The organism is Intestinibacillus sp. Marseille-P6563 (assembly GCF_900604335.1).
GTDB lineage: Bacteria > Bacillota > Clostridia > Oscillospirales > Butyricicoccaceae > Butyricicoccus_B.
This window is the reverse complement of the sequence record NZ_UWOD01000002.1, coordinates 509,655-530,430: the sequence shown is the minus strand read 5'-3', so window position 1 is coordinate 530,430 and position 20,776 is coordinate 509,655. Positions and strand designations below refer to the sequence as shown.

The 20,776-nt window shown below is 56.7% G+C and carries 18 protein-coding genes; 7 read left to right on the top strand and 11 right to left on the bottom strand.

What is annotated here, in order from left to right; translation table 11 throughout:
• Nucleotides 1–23: 23 nt before the first annotated feature.
• Complete coding sequence (locus EFB11_RS10710; RefSeq protein ID WP_122790213.1) at nt 24–530, bottom strand: hypothetical protein; 507 nt, start codon at nt 528–530, stop codon at nt 24–26.
• Between the two features lie 286 nt (nt 531–816).
• Between EFB11_RS10710 and EFB11_RS10705 the strand changes: the two genes are divergently transcribed.
• Nucleotides 817–2,025, top strand: coding sequence for an IS110 family transposase (locus EFB11_RS10705; RefSeq protein WP_122788497.1), 1,209 nt, complete (start codon nt 817–819; stop codon nt 2,023–2,025).
• Between the two features lie 135 nt (nt 2,026–2,160).
• Here EFB11_RS10705 and glpK read toward each other — a convergent pair whose 3' ends face one another.
• Complete coding sequence (glpK, locus tag EFB11_RS10700) at nt 2,161–3,645, bottom strand: glycerol kinase GlpK (protein ID WP_122790212.1); 1,485 nt, start codon at nt 3,643–3,645, stop codon at nt 2,161–2,163.
• Between the two features lie 291 nt (nt 3,646–3,936).
• Between glpK and trpS the strand changes: the two genes are divergently transcribed.
• The 5 genes from trpS (at nt 3,937) to EFB11_RS10675 (ending at nt 9,353) form a co-directional block, all read left to right on the top strand.
• Nucleotides 3,937–4,947: a tryptophan--tRNA ligase gene (gene trpS, locus EFB11_RS10695; RefSeq protein ID WP_442906861.1), complete on the top strand. Its 1,011-nt coding sequence runs from the start codon at nt 3,937–3,939 to the stop codon at nt 4,945–4,947.
• A gap of 71 nt (nt 4,948–5,018) precedes the next feature.
• A complete protein-coding gene (locus tag EFB11_RS10690) occupies nt 5,019–6,152 on the top strand; it encodes an MraY family glycosyltransferase (RefSeq protein ID WP_122790210.1) in 1,134 nt (377 codons plus the stop codon).
• Nucleotides 6,139–7,287, top strand: coding sequence for a non-hydrolyzing UDP-N-acetylglucosamine 2-epimerase (gene wecB / locus EFB11_RS10685; RefSeq protein ID WP_122790209.1), 1,149 nt, complete (start codon nt 6,139–6,141; stop codon nt 7,285–7,287). The genes EFB11_RS10690 and wecB overlap by 14 nt, the downstream gene beginning before the upstream one ends.
• A gap of 23 nt (nt 7,288–7,310) precedes the next feature.
• The gene (locus EFB11_RS10680) at nt 7,311–8,081 is read left to right on the top strand and encodes a hypothetical protein (RefSeq protein WP_122790208.1); all 771 of its coding nucleotides are present in this window, start codon (nt 7,311–7,313) and stop codon (nt 8,079–8,081) included.
• A gap of 12 nt (nt 8,082–8,093) precedes the next feature.
• Nucleotides 8,094–9,353: a methionine gamma-lyase family protein gene (locus EFB11_RS10675; protein WP_122790207.1), complete on the top strand. Its 1,260-nt coding sequence runs from the start codon at nt 8,094–8,096 to the stop codon at nt 9,351–9,353.
• Nucleotides 9,354–9,629: 276 nt separating this feature from the next.
• On the opposite strand, the gene carB is transcribed toward EFB11_RS10675, so the two are convergent.
• From carB to pyrR, 4 genes are read right to left on the bottom strand one after another with little or no spacing between them, the layout of a single operon-like run.
• Entirely contained in the window at nt 9,630–12,827 is a 3,198-nt protein-coding gene (carB, locus tag EFB11_RS10670) for a carbamoyl-phosphate synthase large subunit (RefSeq protein WP_122790206.1), read from the bottom strand.
• Nucleotides 12,818–13,924, bottom strand: a complete 1,107-nt coding sequence (locus EFB11_RS10665; RefSeq protein ID WP_122790205.1) for a carbamoyl phosphate synthase small subunit — start codon at nt 13,922–13,924, stop codon at nt 12,818–12,820. Before EFB11_RS10665 ends, carB begins: the two co-directional genes overlap by 10 nt.
• A gap of 18 nt (nt 13,925–13,942) precedes the next feature.
• The gene (gene pyrF, locus EFB11_RS10660; protein ID WP_122790204.1) at nt 13,943–14,860 is read right to left on the bottom strand and encodes an orotidine-5'-phosphate decarboxylase; all 918 of its coding nucleotides are present in this window, start codon (nt 14,858–14,860) and stop codon (nt 13,943–13,945) included.
• A 47-nt stretch (nt 14,861–14,907) separates the two neighbouring features.
• Complete coding sequence (gene pyrR, locus EFB11_RS10655) at nt 14,908–15,447, bottom strand: bifunctional pyr operon transcriptional regulator/uracil phosphoribosyltransferase PyrR (RefSeq protein WP_279220543.1); 540 nt, start codon at nt 15,445–15,447, stop codon at nt 14,908–14,910.
• A 389-nt stretch (nt 15,448–15,836) separates the two neighbouring features.
• Here pyrR and EFB11_RS10650 point away from each other — a divergent pair, with 389 nt between their 5' ends.
• Entirely contained in the window at nt 15,837–16,022 is a 186-nt protein-coding gene (locus tag EFB11_RS10650; RefSeq protein WP_122790203.1) for a hypothetical protein, read from the top strand.
• Nucleotides 16,023–16,084: 62 nt separating this feature from the next.
• Here the strand turns inward: EFB11_RS10650 and EFB11_RS10645 are convergent, their stop codons facing one another.
• From EFB11_RS10645 to EFB11_RS10625, 5 genes are all read right to left on the bottom strand, one after another.
• A complete protein-coding gene (locus EFB11_RS10645) occupies nt 16,085–17,092 on the bottom strand; it encodes a hypothetical protein (protein ID WP_164706730.1) in 1,008 nt (335 codons plus the stop codon).
• On the bottom strand, nt 17,082–17,570 hold the full coding sequence (locus EFB11_RS10640) for a sigma-70 family RNA polymerase sigma factor (RefSeq protein WP_122790201.1): 489 nt from the start codon (nt 17,568–17,570) through the stop codon (nt 17,082–17,084). The genes EFB11_RS10645 and EFB11_RS10640 overlap by 11 nt, the downstream gene beginning before the upstream one ends.
• Nucleotides 17,571–17,683: 113 nt before the next feature.
• Nucleotides 17,684–18,640, bottom strand: coding sequence for a tRNA-dihydrouridine synthase family protein (locus EFB11_RS10635; protein ID WP_122790200.1), 957 nt, complete (start codon nt 18,638–18,640; stop codon nt 17,684–17,686).
• 61 nt (nt 18,641–18,701) lie between these two features.
• A complete protein-coding gene (gene aspS / locus EFB11_RS10630; RefSeq protein ID WP_122790199.1) occupies nt 18,702–20,024 on the bottom strand; it encodes an aspartate--tRNA(Asn) ligase in 1,323 nt (440 codons plus the stop codon).
• Between the two features lie 134 nt (nt 20,025–20,158).
• On the bottom strand, nt 20,159–20,731 hold the full coding sequence (locus EFB11_RS10625; protein WP_122790198.1) for a xanthine phosphoribosyltransferase: 573 nt from the start codon (nt 20,729–20,731) through the stop codon (nt 20,159–20,161).
• Between the last annotated feature and the right edge of the window lie 45 nt (nt 20,732–20,776).

The following is a 20,776-nucleotide window of genomic DNA, read 5'->3' as shown; positions in this document are numbered from 1 at the left end:
CGTCCAGATTGGACGGGATTTTTTTATGTTGTCGTGAACAACAGGAACATCACAAACAGATACAGCAAAAATAGAATGCCAACTACCGTGCGCGCGATGACGAACCCGTTGTTTTTGCCCAGCTTGGGAGCCGGTTGGGATTCGGCTTCTTCCAGCAGACGTCGGCGGTCTTCGGCGTCGATTTGGCTGCCGCCATGACGGAACCCTTCCACGATCTCGCGGGCTTCCTCCAAGCGGGCCTTTTCGACAAAAATACTGCCGCCGGTCAGACAAAACCCGGTGTACGCCTTTTCTGCACCCATATCCGGCTGGGCAAAGCAGGGGATGGAGAAGCTTTGCAGCAGCGCGACCGTCGCGTCGGCCTCCAGCGTCGAGGGACAGTGCATCAGCATGACCGCTTCGGTCGGGCGGTCTAAGGTTTCCGGCTCCGGTGCTTCGTCTGGCAGGGTCGGGACGAGGTCTGCACCGCAGTCGGCGCAGCGCGTGAAGCCCTCCCGGTATTCGGTTTTGCAGTTTGGACACCAGGGCATGGAAATCCCACCTATTACAATAAATTTGGACAGGAAAGCCGGGCAGCCAGTCCGGCTTTCCCTCCATCTCGTGCCTAAGCTACAATGAGAGGAGCAACTGGCTGACCTATCCCTCCTTGGGCTTCTATGTCCGTTGGAAAGACTGTTAGCCATCCTCTTGTTGTAGCGTTCGATTTAAGCAGGTTGAGCCACCGGATGCCGGAGAGTTCGCGTCACCCAATAGATTGAATCGGCAGCGAGAAAAGATGGACTCCGGTTGCAGATTCTTTGTATTGGAGGAATATGGATGAACTGCGTTGGCATCGATGTTTCCAAAGGGAAAAGCATGATCGCCGTCATGCGGCCTTTCGGAGAAGTGGTGGTTTCACCTTTTGAAGTACGTCATACCGCCAATGAACTGAGCGAGCTGGCAGGGCTACTCAAAAGCTTGGACGGCGAGACCCGTGTGGTGATGGAATCCACGGGTAATTACCACGCGCCGGTGGCTTGGCTGCTCCACGACGCGGGGCTTTATGTTTCCGTAGTCAATGCAATGTTGGTACACGACTATGGGAACAACAGTTTAAGACGGGCCAAGACCGACAAGAAGGACGCTATAAAGCTGGCCAACTACGGCCTTGACCACTGGCTCACGCTGCCGAGATATGTCCCGGAAGAGGACACTCGTCTCATGTTGAAGGCTTGCTACCGGCAATACCAGCAGTATTCAAAAGTACAGACCATGCTGAAGAATAACCTGATCTCCCTGCTGGACACTACTTTTCCAGATGCAAACCGCCTGTTCACCAGTCCGCCCCGCGACGATGGCCGCGAGAAGTGGATAGACTTTGTAGCTACTTTTTGGCATCGCGAGTGCGTTTGTGACCTGTCTGAGAAGGCCTTTGCCGCCAAATACCAGAAGTGGTGCAAGAAGTACGGCTACAATTTCAGTGAAGGCAAGGCGCTGGACATTTATGCCGCCGCCCGTGGGCACTTCGGTGTCATGCCCAAAACGGATACGGCAAAACTTTTGGTGGAACAGGCTATTTCCCAACTCCGGGCAACTTCCTCCGCATTAGCTGCTCTCAAACAGGAGATGCAGTCCCTGGCGGCTTCTCTGCCGGAGTATCCTGTGGTGATGGAGATGTTTGGTGTTGGCCCTACTCTCGGCCCTCAACTCATGGCTGAAATTGGCGATGTGCGCCGTTTTCATTCCAAGAAAGCGCTGGTGGCCTTTGCGGGCATTGACGCCCCACCCTACCAATCCGGCCAAATGGATGTCCGTAGCCGCAGCATTTCCAAACGCGGATCTGCTTCGCTGCGCAGAACGCTCTTTCTGGTGATGAGTGTCATCCTACAGCATGCTCCAATGAATGAGCCGGTCTACCAGTTCATGAACAAGAAACGCTCCGAAGGCAAGCCCTACCGTGTCTACATGATGGCCTCCGCAAATAAGTTCCTGCGTATCTACTACGCTTCTGTGGAATCCTACTTGGATTCCCTGGAACACGACTGATTTTCTTGTGCTATACCATCTGGCTGGCCGCCGTTTTAATTTTGAGATGCTCAGCGGCTTGATTTTGTGTTGCCTTTTTGCCTCCCTAAAAAATCTGAAATTTCTACTTGACTTTTATTAGCAGGTCTTTCGATTTTATTTTGCCCAGTTCAGGCTGCGGCCAACCGCCTTGTTCCATCCGGCGAGCAGGGTTTGCCGGGTGGTTTCTTCCATCTGCGGGGTGTAAACGCGGTCACATTGCCAAAGCTGCCGCAGTTCATCCCGGTCTTTCCATACGCCGGTGGCGAGGCCTGCCAGATAGGCGGCGCCCAGAGCGGTCGTTTCCCGGATGACCGGCCGGTGGATGGGGCAGGCCGAAATGTCGGCCTGGAATTGCATCAGGAAGCTGTCCCGGCTGGCGCCGCCATCCACTTTCAGCGCGCCCAGCGGACGGCCGCAGTCACGCGCCATGGCGGCGAGTAAATCCCCCGACTGATAGGCGATGGACTCCTGCGCGGCACGGATGATGTGCTCGCGCGTGGTGCCGCGCGTCAGACCGACTAAGCATCCGCGGGCATACATGTCCCAATAGGGCGCGCCCAGGCCGGTGAAGGCAGGCACAAAATACACGCCGCCCGTATCGGGCACCTTGGACGCATAATATTCGGCGTCGCGGCTCTCGCTGAAAAAGCGCATCTCATCGCGCAGCCACTGGATGACCGCGCCGCCCACAAAGACGCTGCCTTCCAGGGCATACTGGACTTCGTCCCCAAGCTGGATGGCAATGGTCGTCAGCAGGCCGTTCTGACTGCTGACCGCCTGTGTACCCGTGTTCATCAGCAAAAAGCAGCCGGTGCCATAAGTATTCTTGGCGTCACCCGGATCGAAACAGGTCTGGCCGAACAGAGCCGACTGTTGGTCGCCCGCCATGCCCGCGAGCGGGATTTTGGCCCCCGGCATCGCCACCAAACCATAAATATGGCTGGACGGGCAGACGGTGGGCAGCATGGCGCGCGGGATGTCCAGCGCGCGCAGCAGGGTATCGTCCCAATCGCCCTTGTGAATATCGTAGATCATAGTGCGCGAAGCGTTGGTCGCGTCGGTGACATGCACTTCGCCGCCGGTCAGCTTCCAGGCCAACCAGGTATCGACCGTGCCAAAGAGAATCTCGCCGCGTGCGGCCTTTTCGCGTGCGCCTTCCACATGGTCGAGAATCCATTTGATCTTGGTGCCCGAAAAATAAGCGTCCGGCACCAGACCGGTCACTTGCCGGATGTGGTCGCCCAGCCCCTGTGCGATCAGCTCGTCCACAATGGATGCCGTGCGGCGGCACTGCCAGACGATGGCGTTGTAAATGGGCATACCGGTCGCGCGGTCCCACAGGATAGTCGTTTCGCGCTGGTTGACGATGCCGATGCCCGCCACTTCGCTGGCGGGCACGCCGGCCGCTGCCAGCACTTCCATCATAACAGCATATTGGCTTGAATAAATCTCGACCGGGTTTTGTTCCACCCAGCCTTCGTGGGGGAAGATTTGGGTCAGTTCCCGCTGGGCAACGCCCGCAATATGCTGGTTTTCGTCAAATAAAATGGCGCGGGAACTGGTGGTTCCCTGATCGAGCGCCAGAAGATAACGGCTCATGGAGGTCCCTCTTTTCGGTCTTTTTTCTATCATACCCGCTCGGCTGGGGACTGTCAATCGTTTGCCGCCTGCGTGCCGTTCACAGGCAACTGGCAGGGGCGCACCGGCGCGAAAGAAGTCGGGCGGGGGAGCGTCTGTATTTTGTGCGAGAAGGCGTGAAAAACAACAATTTTATCGGAAAATCGGTCAAAACATTGCATGAATACAAAATTTGTGATAAGATAATGACTAAGTATGGAAACGCATCGAAATGGCGGCTGCGGCCATGCTAGTTTCAGGATCAAAGGAAGTATGAGTGTCATGAGCGATAATCAGAAAAAAACCATCTTTTCCGGCGTGCAACCGTCGGGTAAGCTGACTTTGGGCAACTATCTGGGCGCGATCAAGAACTTTCCGCTGCTCCAGGAAGAATATAACTGCATTTACTGTGTGGTCGATATGCACGCCATCACGGTGCGGCAGGACCCGGCTGCTTTGCGGCGGCAGACCCTCGAAGTACTGGCGCAGTACATCGCCTGCGGTCTGGACCCGGAAAAGAGCGTTTTGTTCATCCAGAGCCATGTACCGGCGCACGCCGAACTGGGCTGGGTGCTCAACTGCTATACGATGTTTGGCGAAGCCTCCCGCATGACCCAGTTTAAGGATAAATCTGCCAAGCATGCGGATAATGTCAATGTAGGCCTGTTCGACTATCCGGTGCTGATGGCGGCCGACATCCTGCTGTATCAGACCGATATGGTGCCGGTGGGCGTCGACCAGCTCCAGCATATCGAACTGGCACGCAACATTGCCCAGCGTTTTAATGGTGTCTATTCGGACACCTTTGTCATGCCGGAACCCTACATCCCCAAGACGGGCGCCAAGATCATGAGCCTGGCCGACCCCACGCGCAAGATGAGCAAGTCGGACGAAAATGCCAATGGCTTTGTTCTGCTGATGGATAAGCCGGAGGATATCATGCGCAAGTTTAAGCGTGCTGTCACCGACTCGGACAGCCGCATCATCGTTTCCGAAGACAAGCCGGGCGTATCCAACCTGATTTCGATTTATGCATTGGCGACAGGCAAGACCATCGAGCAGGTGCAAGAGGAATTCCAAGGCAAGGGCTATGGCGACTTCAAGCCGGCGGTCGGCGAGGCAGTCGTTGAGCTGCTGCGGCCCATCCGCGAAAAGACCGAAGATCTGCTGAAAAACAAGGATTATCTCGAGCAGGTCTATCGCGAAGGCGCGCAGAAGGCGGGTTATCTGGCCCGCAAGACGCTGGATAAGGTCTATCGCAAGGTTGGCTTTGTCAAGCGGTAAGGCGCTTGTTTTGAAATTTACACAGCGCGTTTTCCGGTTGGAAAGCGCGTGATGGAGAGGATTTAAGAATCATGTCGGAATATCAAGTGATCGGAATGATCATTGGCGCGTTTGTGCTGGCAGGCGTGCTTTCCTACGCATTGACCCCTTTTGTCAAGCGGTTTGCCTATAAGATCGGCGCCATCGATGTGCCTAAGGACAGCCGCCGCATGCACAAGCAGCCCATCCCGCGTTTGGGTGGTCTGGCGATCTTCATCGGCTTTTTGGGCGCTATGCTGGTGTTTTACCGGTTTGATATGCAGATGCTCAGCGTGCTGCTCGGCGCGATGATTATTGTCGTGCTCGGTATTTTTGACGATGTGCTGGCATTGGGCGCCAAATTTAAGTTCCTGGTGCAGATCATCGCTGCCGCCATCCCGGTCTGCGTGGGCGGGATGAAGATCGAGTTTTTTACCAGCTTCAACCCGTTTTCGGATGACCCGTATTTTTCGCTCGGCGTATTTGCCATCCCGGTGACCATCGTTTGGATCGTCGGCATCACCAATGCCGTCAACCTGATCGACGGTCTGGACGGTCTGGCGGTCGGCGTGTCGTCGATCGCGTCGCTGACCATGCTGGCCGTTGCTCTGCTCAACTATGAGATCGGCGTCGCGATTGTCATGGCCTGCCTGACCGGCGCTTGCCTGGGCTTTATCCCGTATAACTTCAACCCGGCTGAGATTTTCATGGGCGATACCGGGTCTACATTCCTGGGATACATGCTTGCAACCATGTCCATCAGCGGATTTTTCAAATTTTACGCGGTCATTTCGTTCGCCGTGCCGCTGCTGATTTTGGGTCTGCCGATTTTTGATACGGTTTCGGCCATCACCCGGCGCGTGCTCGAGGGTCGCAGCCCGATGAGCCCTGACCGCGGCCATGTGCACCATCGTCTGGTGGATATGGGCTTTAACGTCAAGCAGGCGGTCGCGATTTTGTATGCCATCAGCGGCACGCTTGGTCTGGCGGCTGTCGTGCTGACCACCAGCGGCGAAGCCAAGGCCATGCTGCTGCTCTTAGCGGCGATTTTGGCCATTGCCGTCGGCGCGTGGATTTTGGTCAACCGCCGCAAGGCATCCAAAGAAAGCATCGAACGCATCTTAAATGAGCCCAGCGAAGAGGCGCAAACATCCGAACAAGAGGAGCAGCAAGATGGAAAAGATTAAAGTCATGACCGTATTCGGCACCCGGCCGGAAGCCATCAAAATGGCGCCGCTGGTGCGTGCGCTGGAACAGTGCGAAAACACCGAGAGCATTGTCTGCGTGACCGCGCAGCATCGGCAGATGCTCGACCAGGTGCTCGAGATTTTCAAAATCAAGCCCGACTATGACCTGGATATTATGGAGCCGCGCCAGACGCTGGCAACCATCACCGAAAAGTCGCTGCGCGGCCTGGACACCGTTCTGGACGAAGCAAAGCCCGACATCGTCCTGGTGCATGGTGATACATCGACCACCTTTGCCGGGGCACTGGCCGCTTTTTACCACAAGATTCCGGTTGGTCACGTGGAAGCCGGCCTACGCACGTTTGACAAATACTCCCCCTTCCCGGAGGAGATGAACCGCAAGCTGACCGGCCAGATCGCCGAACTGCACTTTGCGCCCACGGTGCGCAATGAGTCCAATCTGGCGGCAGAGGGCATCCGCGACGGCGTTTTTGTCTGTGGCAATACGGTCGTAGACGCCATCCATCTGACCGTGCGCGATGATTTTGCTTTCCGTGACCCGGCGCTGCAAAGCCTGGACTTTGCTTCCAACCGCGTGGCACTGGTCACCGCGCACCGCCGCGAAAATTACGGCGAGCCGATGGAAAATATCTGCCGGGCGATTGCGCGTCTGTCGGAAAAGTATCCGGATGTCCACTTTGTCTATCCGGTGCATTTGAGCCCGTATGTCCGTGAGACCGCCGAAAAATTCCTGGGCGGCAACGAGCGGATTCATCTGATTGCGCCTCTGGCTGTCGATGAGATGCACAACCTGATGGCGCGCTGCTATCTGGTCATGACCGACTCGGGTGGCTTGCAGGAGGAAGCGCCCGGTTTGGGCAAGCCGGTGCTCGTTTTGCGCCGCGAAACCGAACGCCCGGAAGCCATCGAAGCCGGGACGGTCAAGCTGGCCGGCGTCGAAGAGGAGAACATCTTTGCCATGGCCTGCGAACTGTTTGACAACGCGGATGCCTATGCGCAGATGGCCCATGCCGTCAACCCCTATGGCGACGGCAAAACATCGCAGCGCATCGTGCAGGCGATTGAGCAGTATTTTGGCCGCCGGGATGACGCCCCCGCGCGGTTTGAACCGTAATATCCCAAAGGAGGGGAAAAGCGATGCCCAAGTTAAAACCACCGCTGATTGCATCGATCGGTGCGCTGCTGCTGGTTGGCGCGCTTTTCCTCAGCCTGTTTTTATCCACCGCTGCATACCGCACCGAAGATGATGTCGTGCTGCCCTCCGAAACCACCAAAGCCCCGGAAAGTGATGCGGTTTTGGGACAGAATTTGGAGATTTTAGGCGATGTACAGGTCACGGCCAGCAATGTGCAGCGTGTGATCGCCAGCCTGTCCCGCGCGGAAAGCTATACGGCGACCATCGTCAGCCGGTTATATTATGGTGAAACCTCGGGCACCGTGGCCTGCCGACAGACGGTCAAAAACGGCGCGTACCGCACCGACTATTTGGACGCTGAAGGTACGATTGCGTACACCGAACTGCTTTGGAATGGCTCCTATTACACTTGGCGCAATGGAGCAGACACCTACTCCCAGGGCAATCAAGGAGCCTTTACGACCGACCAGAGCGCCATGCTGCCGACCTATGAAACCGTGTGTGACCTGCCGAAGGAGCAGATCACCGGCGGCGCTTTGGTGCAGGAAGGCGATGAACTGCTGCTGACGGTTGATACCCAAAACGGCAATCAAATCGGCGTCTATAAGGTATCGGCCCGGACCGGTCTGCTGCGGTCGGCTTCCTTTTCGGAGAACGGCAAGATGACCCGTGCGGTGGACATCCAGGTCAGCACCGAAGAACCGGCCGATTCACTGTTTGTTCTGCCGGGGGAAACGACCCCGGTTTATCAGGAATCCCAAAATCAATCATAGGAAGTTAAAAAGATGGAAAACTATTTAGGTATTTCCGAGCAGACATATGCGCTCGGCCGGGAGGCTGAGCGCAAAATTGCGCCCTATTTTGCTCGGTTGGAAGAAATTTGTGACCGGAACACCGAAAAGATTCTGGGTGCGTTCCGTCGCCATCGCGTGTCGGACACCATGTTTGCCGGTACGACCGGTTATGGCTATGACGATCAGGGCCGCGACACGCTGGACAAGATTTATGCCCACCTATTCGGCGCGGAAGCCGGTCTGGTGCGCATTGGCTTTGTCAATGGCACCCATGCGCTGTCGTGCGCGATGTTCTCGGCCGTGCAGGCAGGCGATGTGATTTTGAGCGTGACCAGCGCGCCTTATGACACTCTGCTCGGTACCATTACCGGCGACTGCGCGGGCAGCATGAAGCGCTATGGCATCGGCTATCGGCAGGTCGATTTGAAGGACGGTCTGCCCGACCTGCCTGCCATTCGGCAGGCGGCCGCGGACCCGAAAATCAAGCTGGTATTCATCCAGCGGTCGCGCGGCTATGCGGTGCGGCAGACGCTCTCGTGCGCACAGATCGGGGAGATTTGTGCAGTCGTACGGGAGGTCAATCCGAACGCTGCCATTCTGGTTGATAACTGCTATGGCGAGTTCACCGAAACGATCGAACCCACTCAGGTGGGCGCCGATTTGTGCGCCGGTTCGCTGATTAAGAATCCGGGCGGCGGTTTGGCGCCGACGGGCGGCTATATCGTCGGCCGGGCCGATTTGGTCGAAAATGCAGCGTATCGCCTGACTGCGCCTGGAATCGGCGGCGAGTGCGGCTGTACGATGGGGCAGAACCGTCTGCTTTATCAGGGCTTGTTCCTCGCGCCGCATGTGACCATGCAGGCCATCAAGACCGCCATTTTCTGTGCACAGGTCATGCAGGACTTGGGCTTTACCGTGGACCCGGCTCCCGAAACCCCGCGGTATGACATTATCCAGACCATTGCCTTTGGCGCACCGGCACCGCTGCGCCGGTTCTGTGAGGGTGTACAGGCCGGGGCTCCGGTCGATTCGTTCGTAACGCCTGAGCCGTGGGCGATGCCCGGTTATGATGACCCGGTCATCATGGCGGCAGGCGCCTTTGTGCAGGGTGCATCGATCGAACTGTCGGCTGACGCGCCCATGCGCGAACCGTATGTGTGCTATATGCAGGGCGGCCTGACCTATTCGTCGGGCAAGGCCGGAATCCTGCTGGCTGCCGAAAAACTCATGCAGGAACTGAACAAAGCCTAAACAGGGTCCGGGGTTGCGCCCCGGCGCGCTCCAGCCGCGTAGGCTGGCCGCTGTCCGCAGACAGCGGAATATTCTTTTCAAAATCCGCAGCGCGGATTTTGAACCATCCCGTAAATGATAAGCGGTCCGCCGAAGCGGACCGCTTTTTTTCATGCACAGAAAAGTTCAAACGCCCGGCTTTGGCCGGGCGTTTGAAGGGGAGTTCCGCCCTTCTTCGGAAGGGCGGCCAGCCTGCGCGGCTGGACTGCGCTGGGGCCGCAGGCCCCAGACCCCATATTACTTGATGGAGTTGATGTCGATCATTTCACAGTTCTCGATCTTCATATTGGATTCCAGACAGCTTAGCAGAGCGTTTGCTGTATCGATCGCCGTCAGACAGGGGATAGCATGCTCTACGGCTGCACGACGAATCTTTACGCTTGCCAGCTCCGGATGACGGCCCTTGGCCGAGGTGGAAATAACATAATCCACTTCACCGTTTTGGATGAGGTCCAGAATGTTTGGATGCTGGTCGGGCTCAAACGCATTGTATACCACGTTGGTTGCAACCATGTGACGGTTCAAGGTGTTAGCCGTACCACGGGTCGCATACAGCTCATAGCCCAGCGATTCAAACCGGCTGCCGATGGAAACTGCTTCCTGTTTGTCTGCCGGACGAACCGAAATCACGACTGCACCCTTATTCTTGCGCATTTCATAGCCTGCACCAATCAGACCCTTGAACAGCGCTTCCTTAAAGGTGGTCGATACGCCCAGAACTTCGCCGGTGGACTTCATTTCCGGCCCCAGCTGGGTATCCAGGTCACGCAGCTTCTGGAAGGAGAAGACCGGAACCTTGACCGCATAGTGGTCGCTTTCCGGATACAGACCGGTACCGTAACCCATGTCCTTCAGCTTTTCGCCGAACATGCAGCGGGTCGCCAGATCCACCATCGGTACGCCAGTCACCTTGGAGATATACGGCACGGTACGCGACGAACGCGGGTTGACCTCAATGACATAAACCTCGTCATTGTACAGCACAAACTGGATATTGACCAGACCCAGGACTGCCAGATTCTTGGCCAGCGCCTCGGTGTAGCGGATGATGGTATCCTTGTGCTTCTGCTCGATGTTGATGGACGGATAGATGGAGATCGAGTCGCCCGAGTGGACACCCGCACGTTCAAAGTGCTCCATGATGCCCGGGATGAGGATGTCGTCGCCGTCGCAGATGGCGTCGACTTCGATCTCGCGGCCCATCATATACTTATCGACCAGTACCGGGTTTTCGACCTTATTGCGGGTGATGACCTGCATATATTCGCGGATATCCTCTTCCGAGAAGGCGATTTCCATGCCCTGGCCGCCCAGAACGTAGCTGGGACGTACCAGAACCGGATAACCCAGACGGTCGGCGACTTCGACGGCTTCTTCCTCGGTCATGACCGTGTCACCCTTCGGGCGCGGGATGCCGCACTTCTCCAGAATGACGTCAAACTTCTCACGGTCCTCGGCTGCATCGATCGACCATGCCGGGGTGCCCAGAATCGGAACGCCCAGCTTTTCGATGTGCTGCGCCAAGTTGATGGCCGTCTGGCCACCAAACTGCACGATGGCTGCATCCGGCTTTTCGGCGTTGACAACACCGGTCACATCTTCCGGGGTGAGGGGTTCAAAGTACAGACGGTCTGCCGTGTCAAAGTCGGTGGATACGGTTTCCGGGTTGTTGTTGATGATAACCGTTTCACAGCCCAGTTCCTTGAGCGCCCAAACCGAGTGTACCGAGCAGTAGTCGAACTCGATACCCTGGCCGATACGAATCGGGCCCGAACCCAGAACCAGGACCTTCTTGCGGCCATCCGACGGCTTGACTTCGTTTTCGTCGTCAAAGGTCGAGTAGTAGTAGGGGGTTTCGGCGTCAAATTCGGCCGCACAGGTGTCAACCGTCTTATAAACCGGCAGACGCTTGAAGTCGCCGATCTGCTTGCCGCTCATCTGCTCGATGGTCTTGTCCAGGAAGCCCATCTTCTTGGCGCGCAGGTAGAGGTCAGCCGTTAGTTCGGTGCAGGAAGCCAGTTCCTTCTCCATGTTTACAATGTTCATGAAGCCATGCAGGAACCAGGTGTCGATCTTGGTGATGTCGAATACTTCCTCAATGGTCATCAGACCACGGCGGAAGGCTTCGCAGATGACGAACAGACGCTGGTCGTCGGTGCGGTGTACACCGGCACGGATTTCGTCGTCGCTCCATTTCTGAAGGCGCGGCATGACGAGCGAATCCAGCTTGATTTCCGCGCCGCGGACGGCCTTCATCATGGCCTGCTCAAACGAGGGCGCAATGGCCATGACTTCGCCAGTGGCCTTCATCTGGGTGCCCAGGGTGTTGTCCGCATAGACGAACTTATCGAACGGCCAGCGCGGGAACTTGGCCACAATATAGTCAATGGTCGGCTCAAAGCAGGCCTTGGTCTTGCCGGTGACTGCGTTGGTGATCTCGTCCAGACCATAACCGACCGCGATCTTAGCGGTCACCTTGGCGATCGGATAACCGGTTGCCTTGGATGCCAGGGCGGACGAACGCGATACACGCGGGTTTACTTCGATGACCGCATATTCAAACGAGGTCGGATGCAGGGCGAACTGCACGTTGCAGCCGCCTTCGATGCCCAGTTCGGTGATGATCTTGAGCGCCGAGGTGCGCAGCATCTGATATTCCTTGTCGCACAGCGTCTGGCTGGGCGCAACAACGACCGAGTCGCCGGTGTGTACGCCGACCGGATCGACGTTTTCCATGTTACAGATGGTAATGGCGTTGCCCTTGGCGTCGCGCATGACTTCGTATTCGATTTCCTTCCAGCCGGTGATGCACTTTTCCACCAGGATTTCATCCACACGGGAGTGCATGATGCCGGACGCCGCGATTTCGCGCAGCTCGTCCCAGGTGTAGGCAATGCCGCCGCCGGTGCCGCCGAGCGTGTACGCCGGACGGATGATGACCGGCAGACCGATTTCCTCGGTGAACGCCACGGCATCTTCGACCGTGTGCACGACCTTGGACGCGATGATCGGCTCGCCGATCTTTTCCATGGTATCCTTAAACATCTGGCGGTCTTCGGCCTTGGCGATGGTGGTCGGGTTTGCACCCAGGAGCTTGACGCCCATCTCGTCGAGGAAGCCTTCCTCGCACAGTTCCATGGCCAGGTTCAGACCGGTCTGACCACCCAGGTTGGGCAGTAGGGAGTCCGGACGTTCTTTTTTGATGATCTCTTTGACAGCAGCCACGGTCATGGGCTCAATGTAGACCTTGTCGGCCATGGCCTTGTCGGTCATGATGGTCGCCGGGTTGGAGTTGACCAGCACGACTTCCAATCCTTCTTCGCGCAGGGCGCGGCAAGCCTGGGTGCCTGCGTAGTCAAATTCGGCCGCCTGACCGATGACAATGGGGCCGGAACCCAGTACCATTACTTTCTTAATATCACTTCTCAAAGGCATTTGGCTGCGTCTCCCTTCGCTTGGTCAATGTTGCTTAAAAAGCGGTCAAACAGGAACGAGGTATCCATGGGGCCCGGGCAGACTTCGGGGTGGAACTGCACGGTGAATACCGGACGGCCGATGTGTTCAATGCCTTCGACCGAACCGTCGTTGAGGTTGACATAGCGCACCCGTGCAATGGACGGGTCTACGCTTTCGCCAACGACTGCATAACCATGGTTCTGGCTGGTGATGTAGGTGCGGTCGGTGTCCAGGTCCTTGACCGGATGGTTGACGCCGCGGTGACCAAAGCGCATTTTGTGCGTCTTGGCGCCAATGGCCAGCGCCATGAGCTGATGGCCCAGGCAGATACCAAACATCGGAATGTTGCTTTCCAGCAGTACCTTGAGGTTTTCGACGATCTGTACGTTTTCAGCCGGGTCGCCGGGGCCGTTGGTCAGCATGATGCCGTCATAACCGCCCGACAGAATGGCTTCGGGCGCGGTATCGCCCGGCAGAACGGTCACTTCACAGCCGCGCGACTGCAGTTCGCGTTCGATGTTGTACTTTACACCAAAGTCCAGCAGGGCGATGTGGTACTTGGTTTCGCCATCGGCCTTGCAGATGGATTCCTGCGCGCTGGTGACCGTCTTGACCGCGTCACGGACCACATAGGCCTTCATGGCCGCAATCGCAGCGGCATCCGGTTCATGGCCCTCGGTGTAGATGATGCCGTTCATAACGCCCGAATTGCGCAGGATGCGGGTCAGGCGGCGGGTGTCGATGCCCGCAAGGCCGACCACCTTCTGGCTCTTGAGATAGTGGTCAAGCGTATGGCGGCAGCGCCAGTTGGACGGATATTCGCAAATCTCACGCATAATGAAGCCGGAAACCCAGCTCTTGTGCGATTCGTAATCTTCAAAGTTGATGCCATAGTTGCCCACCAGGGGATAGGTCATGGTGACGATCTGGCCGTAGTAGGACGGGTCGGTCAGCACTTCCTGATAACCGGCCATACCGGTGTTGAAAACGACCTCGCCGGTGGATTGGCCTTCGTAGCCGCAGGCCGTGCCCTCAAAGAGCGTGCCGTCGGCGAGGAGTAAAAATGCTTTTTTCATAATCGGGCTCCTTTATGTTTACTTGATCGCGCTGACGATATCATCGCGCATGCGGATGGCTTCTGCGCGGGCCGCTTCCTGATAATCGCGGCCGTCGTTCCCGGTCTTTTTCCAGGCGCACATGATGCCGCGCGAGGAATTGACGATCGCACCCAGGCCGTCGTCGTTGAACGCATTGGCAATGTCCTTGGCGGTTGCGCCCTGCGCACCGTAACCCGGCACAAGGAAGTAGGACTTCGGAATCAGCTGGCGGACGATCTTCTGTTCTTCGGGATAGGTCGCACCTACAACGGCGCCGACCTGGTTGTAACCGCACGGGGTATCCAGTCCTTCGCCCCAGGCCTGGATTTTTTCAGCAACCCGGACAAAGAGCGGCTTGCCTTCCATATCGCGGTTCTGGAACTCGCCCGAGGACGGGTTCGAGGTCTTAACGAGCACATAGATACCCTTTTCATGGGCGCGGCATTCCTTGAGGAAGGGCTCGATGCCGTCGGTACCCAGGTATGCGTTCACGGTTGCCGCATCGCAGTCAAACACCGGCAGTTCTTCGCCCCAGACCATCGTGCGGCCCAGATAGGCTTCGGCATACGCCGAGGCAGTCGCGCCGATGTCGTTGCGCTTGATGTCGGCAATGACATACATGCCTTTTTCCTGCGCATAGCGAATGGTCGCGCGCAGCACACGGGTGCCGGTCGGGCCGAGCAGCTCATAATACGCTGCCTGCGGCTTGATAGCAGGCACGATGTCATAAAGCGCATCGATCAGGCCAAAATTAAACCGGAGCATCGCATTGGCGGCACCCTCCAGGGTGTTGCCATATTCCTTGCGGAGGTCTTCGGTCAGACAGTCAGGGATGTATTCCAGGCGGGCATCCAGGCCAGCGACCGTGGGGTTGCCCTTTGCCTTGATGTTTTCTACCAGCTTTTGAATCGACATAGCATTCGCTCCTTCTATTCCGGCGGCCAGCAGGGCTGGCCGAATGGTTACGGCTTTTCTTCTAATATACGGACGGCATCCACGTCATCGATTTCATGCAGACAGACCTGCACCCGTTCGGACTGCGCAGTTGGCAAATTTTTTCCGACATAATCCGGCCGGATGGGCAGTTCCCGGTGGCCGCGGTCAATCATAACAGCCAGTTGGATGCGGCCAGCCCGTCCCATTTGGGAGATGGCATCCATGGCAGCGCGCACGGTGCGCCCGGTGTACAGCACATCATCGACCAAGATGACCGTACTGTTTTCCAGACCCGGCAGGTCAGGGAAGGAGATGGGCGCGCGGCTGTCCCGCGGCACATCGTCGCGCAGAGAGGAAATATCCAGCGCGATCACCGGCGGGCGAAACCCTTCCACCTCGCCGATCTTGTCCGCGATGCGGTCGGCCAGCGGCAGGCCGCGGGTGCGTACTCCGGCCAGCAGGACATCTTTGGCGCCGTGGTTGCGTTCGATGATCTGGTAGGCGATACGGGTCAGCGCCCGGCGCATGGCGCCTTCATCCATGATTTCAGCTTTTTTTCGTTGCAATCGCCCCGCTCCTTTCCAAAAAGTACAAAAAAAGCTTCCCGGGTCAGGTCGGGAAGCATACAGTACACCCATACAGATAGTATGATAGGTGTGATAAAATTTCATTCGCTTTCGACCTTGCAGACTCACGGGTCATGCTTAAAGGAAGAGGACATGTTTTCACATGTTTGCTTTGAAAATATTATACCGTAAAGCGTGCGCGCCTGCCACCGACGAAACCGACAAAATATGCTCCTTTCAGCGTGAAAATTTTCACGGATTGTATGACTGAAAAATTTTCAGCTTCATACAAAATTTATTAGCGGCCGCTATGAAAGTTTTTTGTGCGCCCGGACACAATAAGACCGGAACACGGAACCATCGAGAAAAGGGAAAGGAGGCTGACGAAGATGAGAGTCAGTCCAGTTGTAACGGGTATTGCGGCCGGCATGGCGGCGGGGGCAATCGTTTCTGCAATGGCAGCCGGAGCAATGTCCAATCCAGGTACACGCCGGGCGGTCAAAAACTCGGCCAAAAACGTGACCCATGCAGCCAAAAAGGCAGCCCATGACATCAGCAGCAGCATGATGGGCTAACCAGGGAAAAGCGCGGTTTGAGAAAATGTCAAACCGCGCTTTTTCACTGTTCGGAAAGCCGCTTATGGAGCAAAGGGAAGTTCGATGCCGCTGACCGTGACCTTGGCGACCTGATCGATGTCGAGCGGGCCGGTCAAGGCAGTACCCTCTTTGCTGACCGGGTCACAGAAACTCCAATAGGTCTGGAACGGACGGGAGCCGTCCGGCTGATCCGGGCCGCCGCCGCCACGCGTCAGACCGGGATAGGAATAGACCGCCCCATCTTTCATGGTAATGACCAAATTGCTGAGCGAGGACGGTGTTTCCATAGAACCGGCAACATACAAGCCAAGCGGGGATAGACGGGCATCGGTTACATGGGCCACCCAGATATTGACCGGCTGGCTGAGCGTGCGTTCCGCGGCACGTTCAATGGTCGTCGAAATGGTCCAGGGACCAGCATAAGAAGTGAATTGATCCAAGGACAGCGGCAATCCATCTTCGCCAGGTTGGTCTGCGCCAGGTATGATTTCGTCAATGGTAAATTGTATCACGTCCTCCGGCTGTACCGGGGCATCAGCTGTCGCAGCCATTCCGGTATCGATGGAAAGCTCAAAAAGTGCGGTTTGGGTTTTGGCATCAAAGGAAAGCTGTCGGCAGCCAAAAGTATAGGCAACCCAGTTGTCGTTGAGCGGTTCGGTATCCAGACGCAGATGGGTATAGGCATCCAGCCGTCCGCCCACCGTATCTTCCACAGAGAAAAACACCGTGGTGTTGTAGCTGTCTGACATGGAAGCCAGCGCCTGGACACGAAAGCCCTGGGCTTCAGCCTGGCCATTGGTGACCACCGGCACAACTTGGCTGCCAAACGGCCCCATCTGACTGCGGAGATGTTCGAGCAGCGTCATACCGGCGGCCAGCGCACCGGTGGAAAGCAAAATGGCTGCAATCGCAATGGCAATGGCACGTTTGACCGGATAGGTCAAGCTGCGGCGATGAGTACGCAGGTGCACCCGATGCATCATGGCAGGGGTGAAGGTGATATTCTGCATCATATGGTCGAGCTCCTTTCGCATCCGGTTATTCATCATAGTACCACTCCTTTAGCAAAGGCTTTAACTGTGCGCGGGCACGGGAAAGCCGGGCGGCCGCTGCATCCTCGGAAATATGAAGAATTTCCGAGATTTCACGAAGTTTAAAGCCTTGATAGTAGTATAGCAGGATGATTTCCCGGGATTTGTTTGGCAAGGAAAGGATAGCACGCGGCAGGGTATCATCCATTTGACCGGTGGGATCGACCGTCAGGTTTTCCAGCAAAGCCGAATCGGCGCGCCGTTTGAGCCACGGCGAACGTAGATAGCTTTTGCAGGTATTGATGGCAATGCGTGTTAGCCAGGTTTTCTCCGAGGACTCGCCCCGAAATCCCGATTTCCAGGCTTTGAGAAAGGTATCCTGCACGGCATCTTCGGCCAAAGCGCAGTCCTTGAGATACAGGGCGCAAAGCCGGAGCAATTCGTTGCCATATTCGCGCATCAGCTGGTCAAAATCCAGACTGGATGAATGCCCCATGGTGTCCCCTCCTTTCTGACTATTAGACGCAGAGGGGAGCAAAAACCTGACAGGGCTGTTTAAGATTTTATCGGATTTAAAGATTTGCAGAATATCAAAAGTTCGGCAAACGGTCATGCCCGATACCCGGCGGCCGGGTCGAGCGCGCAGTTTGCAAAGATCTGTGCCACCACGGTCTCATAGTCACGCAGATGCGCGGCCTTGCGCAGCGGCTTGAGATAGGCGTCGCACCCGGCAAACAGAGCGTGCATATAAAACCAAAGTTCCTTCATTTTGTGCAGCACCGGCCGCTCGACCGAAAGCACCTGCTGATACCGGCCAAGTAGTTCGTCGTGGAAGGAGCGTAGGGTGGCTTTGTCCATGCGCGCGCCGCCGCGCAGTTCACCCAACAGGCCGGGATTGGCCAGCAGGCCGCGGCCCAGCATCACGCTTTGCACCTGCGGAAAGCGGGCACGAAACGCATCCACATCGGCCGGGGTGAACAGGTCGCCATTGAAGCAGACCGGATGCCGGCTGTCCGCCAGCGCTGCGGCAAAGGCGTCCAAATTGGCATGGTTCCGGTAAAAATCGGTCTGCACCCGCGGATGGATGATCAGCCGCTTGAGCGGATAGCGGTTGAAAATGGAAAGCAGCGCCGGAAATTCATCGGGGGAATACCGCCCCAGACGGGTCTTGACCGATACCGCACACGGCACCTTTGCACAGACTTCGTCCAAAAAGCGGTCAAGCGCTTCAAGTTCGGTCAAAAAGCCCGACCCCTTCTTTTTGGCGACCACGGTGCCCGACGGACAGCCCAGGTTGAGATTGACTTCGTCATAGCCCATGGTGGCCAGCTCCCCAGCGGCCCACAGGAAATGCTCGGCCTGGTTGGTCAGCAGCTGAGGCACTACGTGCAAACCCTTATTGTGTTCGGGCAGGACATCGTTTTTCTCGCGGGAGGTAAAGCGCCGGTTTTGGTTAGGGGAGAGAAAGGGGGTAAAATATTCGTCGGCCGGAGAAAAATAGGCCGCATGGGTGTTGCGGTAGATATAACCGGTCAGGCCCTCCAGGGGCGCAAACAGATAGGTCATGAAAAACCTCCAAAAGACAGGACAACGCCCCAGGGAAGAAAGCTTCTCCGGGGCGGGATGATTACGGAACCAGACGGGTCATGTCACGCGGGAACATGGACGCATCGCGCACGTTCTGCTGGCCGAGCAGCTGCATGGTCAGGCGCTCCAGACCGATGCCGATGCCGCCGTGCGGGGGCATGCCGTACTTGTGCAGCATGGTGAAGGATTCAAACAGCGTTTCATCCATGCCACGGTCGCGCAGCTTCTGAATCTGCTCGTCGTAGTCGTGGATACGCTGGCCGCCGGTCGTGATTTCCAGACCGCGGAACAGCAGGTCGAACGACAACGCCAGCTTGGGATTCTCTTTGTCATCCATCGCATAGAACGGACGCTTGGCCGACGGGAAGTGGGTGACAAAGCAGAAGTCCGAGCCGTGCTCCTCCTGCGCCCAGCGGCACATGAGGACTTCTTCGTCCGGGTTGAGGTCATAGCGGTTCTTGGACTTGTGACCATACTTCTCCTGCATGATCTCCTTGGCTTCGTGGAAGGTCACGGTCGGGATGGTATCGATCACCGGCAGCTTGACGCCGAGCAGGTCGAGTTCGGGCTTCACATGCTTGGGCAGATAGTCCATCAGATGCTTGAGCATGCCGGTTTCCATGGCCATGACATCGTACATCGAATCGATGTATGCCATTTCGAAGTCCAGACCGATGTATTCATTCAAGTGACGGGAGGTGTTGTGACGCTCGGCACGGTAAACGTTGCCGACCTCAAACACGCGGCCGAATACACCCGCGGTATACTGCTTATAGAACTGCGGTGACTGGGCCAGATAGGCCTGCTGGCCGAAGTAATCAAGCTTGAAGATGTTCGCGCCGCCTTCTGCACCCGCGGAAACGATCTTCGGGGTGTGGATGCGGGTAAAGCCCTGGCTGAGCATATAATCGGAAAAGCCCTCAGCGATGGCAGCCTGGATGCGGAACACCGCACGCTTGCGCGGATGACGCAGGGTGATCGGGCGCAGCGGCAGGTCAACGTCGAGCGACAGACCCATATACTTCTTGCCGAGCGGGATGGGAAGCTGTTCGGCCGGCTTTGCCAGAATCTTAACATCGGTCAGGACCACTTCGAAGCCGTGTTCGGCGCGGGGCTCCTCACGCACATCGCCCGAAACCTCGACGACCATAGCGTCCTTGATGTCGGCCTTGGTCATGCCGCCGATCTCCCCGGCAAACATGCACTGGATCAGGCCGCGGTTGACGCGGATGACAACAAATGCAAAATCCGACATATCGCGCACACGATGCACCGTGCCGCGGAAGGTGACCGACTGGCCGATATGCGCCGCGCAGTCCTCGACTGCGTCGACATACTGCTTGGGTGTACTTACAAATTCCATGAAATACAAACGCCTCTCTATCGTAAAGAATTCTGTTTTTCCTCATCTATTATATCGATTCTACCCATTCTTAGCAAGGGGAAACGGCAAAAAAAGAAACTGGGCGGCATGGAAACCCCATACCGCCGGGAAAATCAGTCTGCAAAAATGACCTTGCCGTCGTGCAGCTCACGGATGATGGCAAGCGATTCCACATGCACGCCGCTGTCGCGCACCAGCTTGCCGCCCACATCGAATCCCTTTTCGATGCAGATGCCTGCGCCTACGATGGTCGCGCCCGATTGCCGCACCAGTTCGATCAGGCCGAGCAGGGCGCTGCCCTTGGCCAGAAAGTCGTCGATGAGAAGTACACGGTCTTCCGGCCCCAGGAAACTCTGGGACACGATCACATCATATTCCCGCTGGTGGGTGAACGAGGTGACTTTGCTGGTATAGACCGGGCCGTCGATGTTGCGCGACTGGGTCTTTTTTGCAAAGACCACCGGTACGCCGAAATGTTGTGCGGTAATGCAGGCGATGCCGATGCCGGAGGCCTCAATGGTCAAAATCTTGTTGACACCCTGGCCCTGATACAACCGGTAGAACTCCTTGCCGATCTCGTTGATGAGCGGAACGTCCATCTGGTGGTTCAAAAACGCGTCAACCTTTAATACATCCCCATCCTTGACACGTCCGCGCGTTAAAATAGCATCTTCTAGAAGCTTCATATATGCCTCCCTGCATTCGTCAATTATCGATATTTTACTAATTAT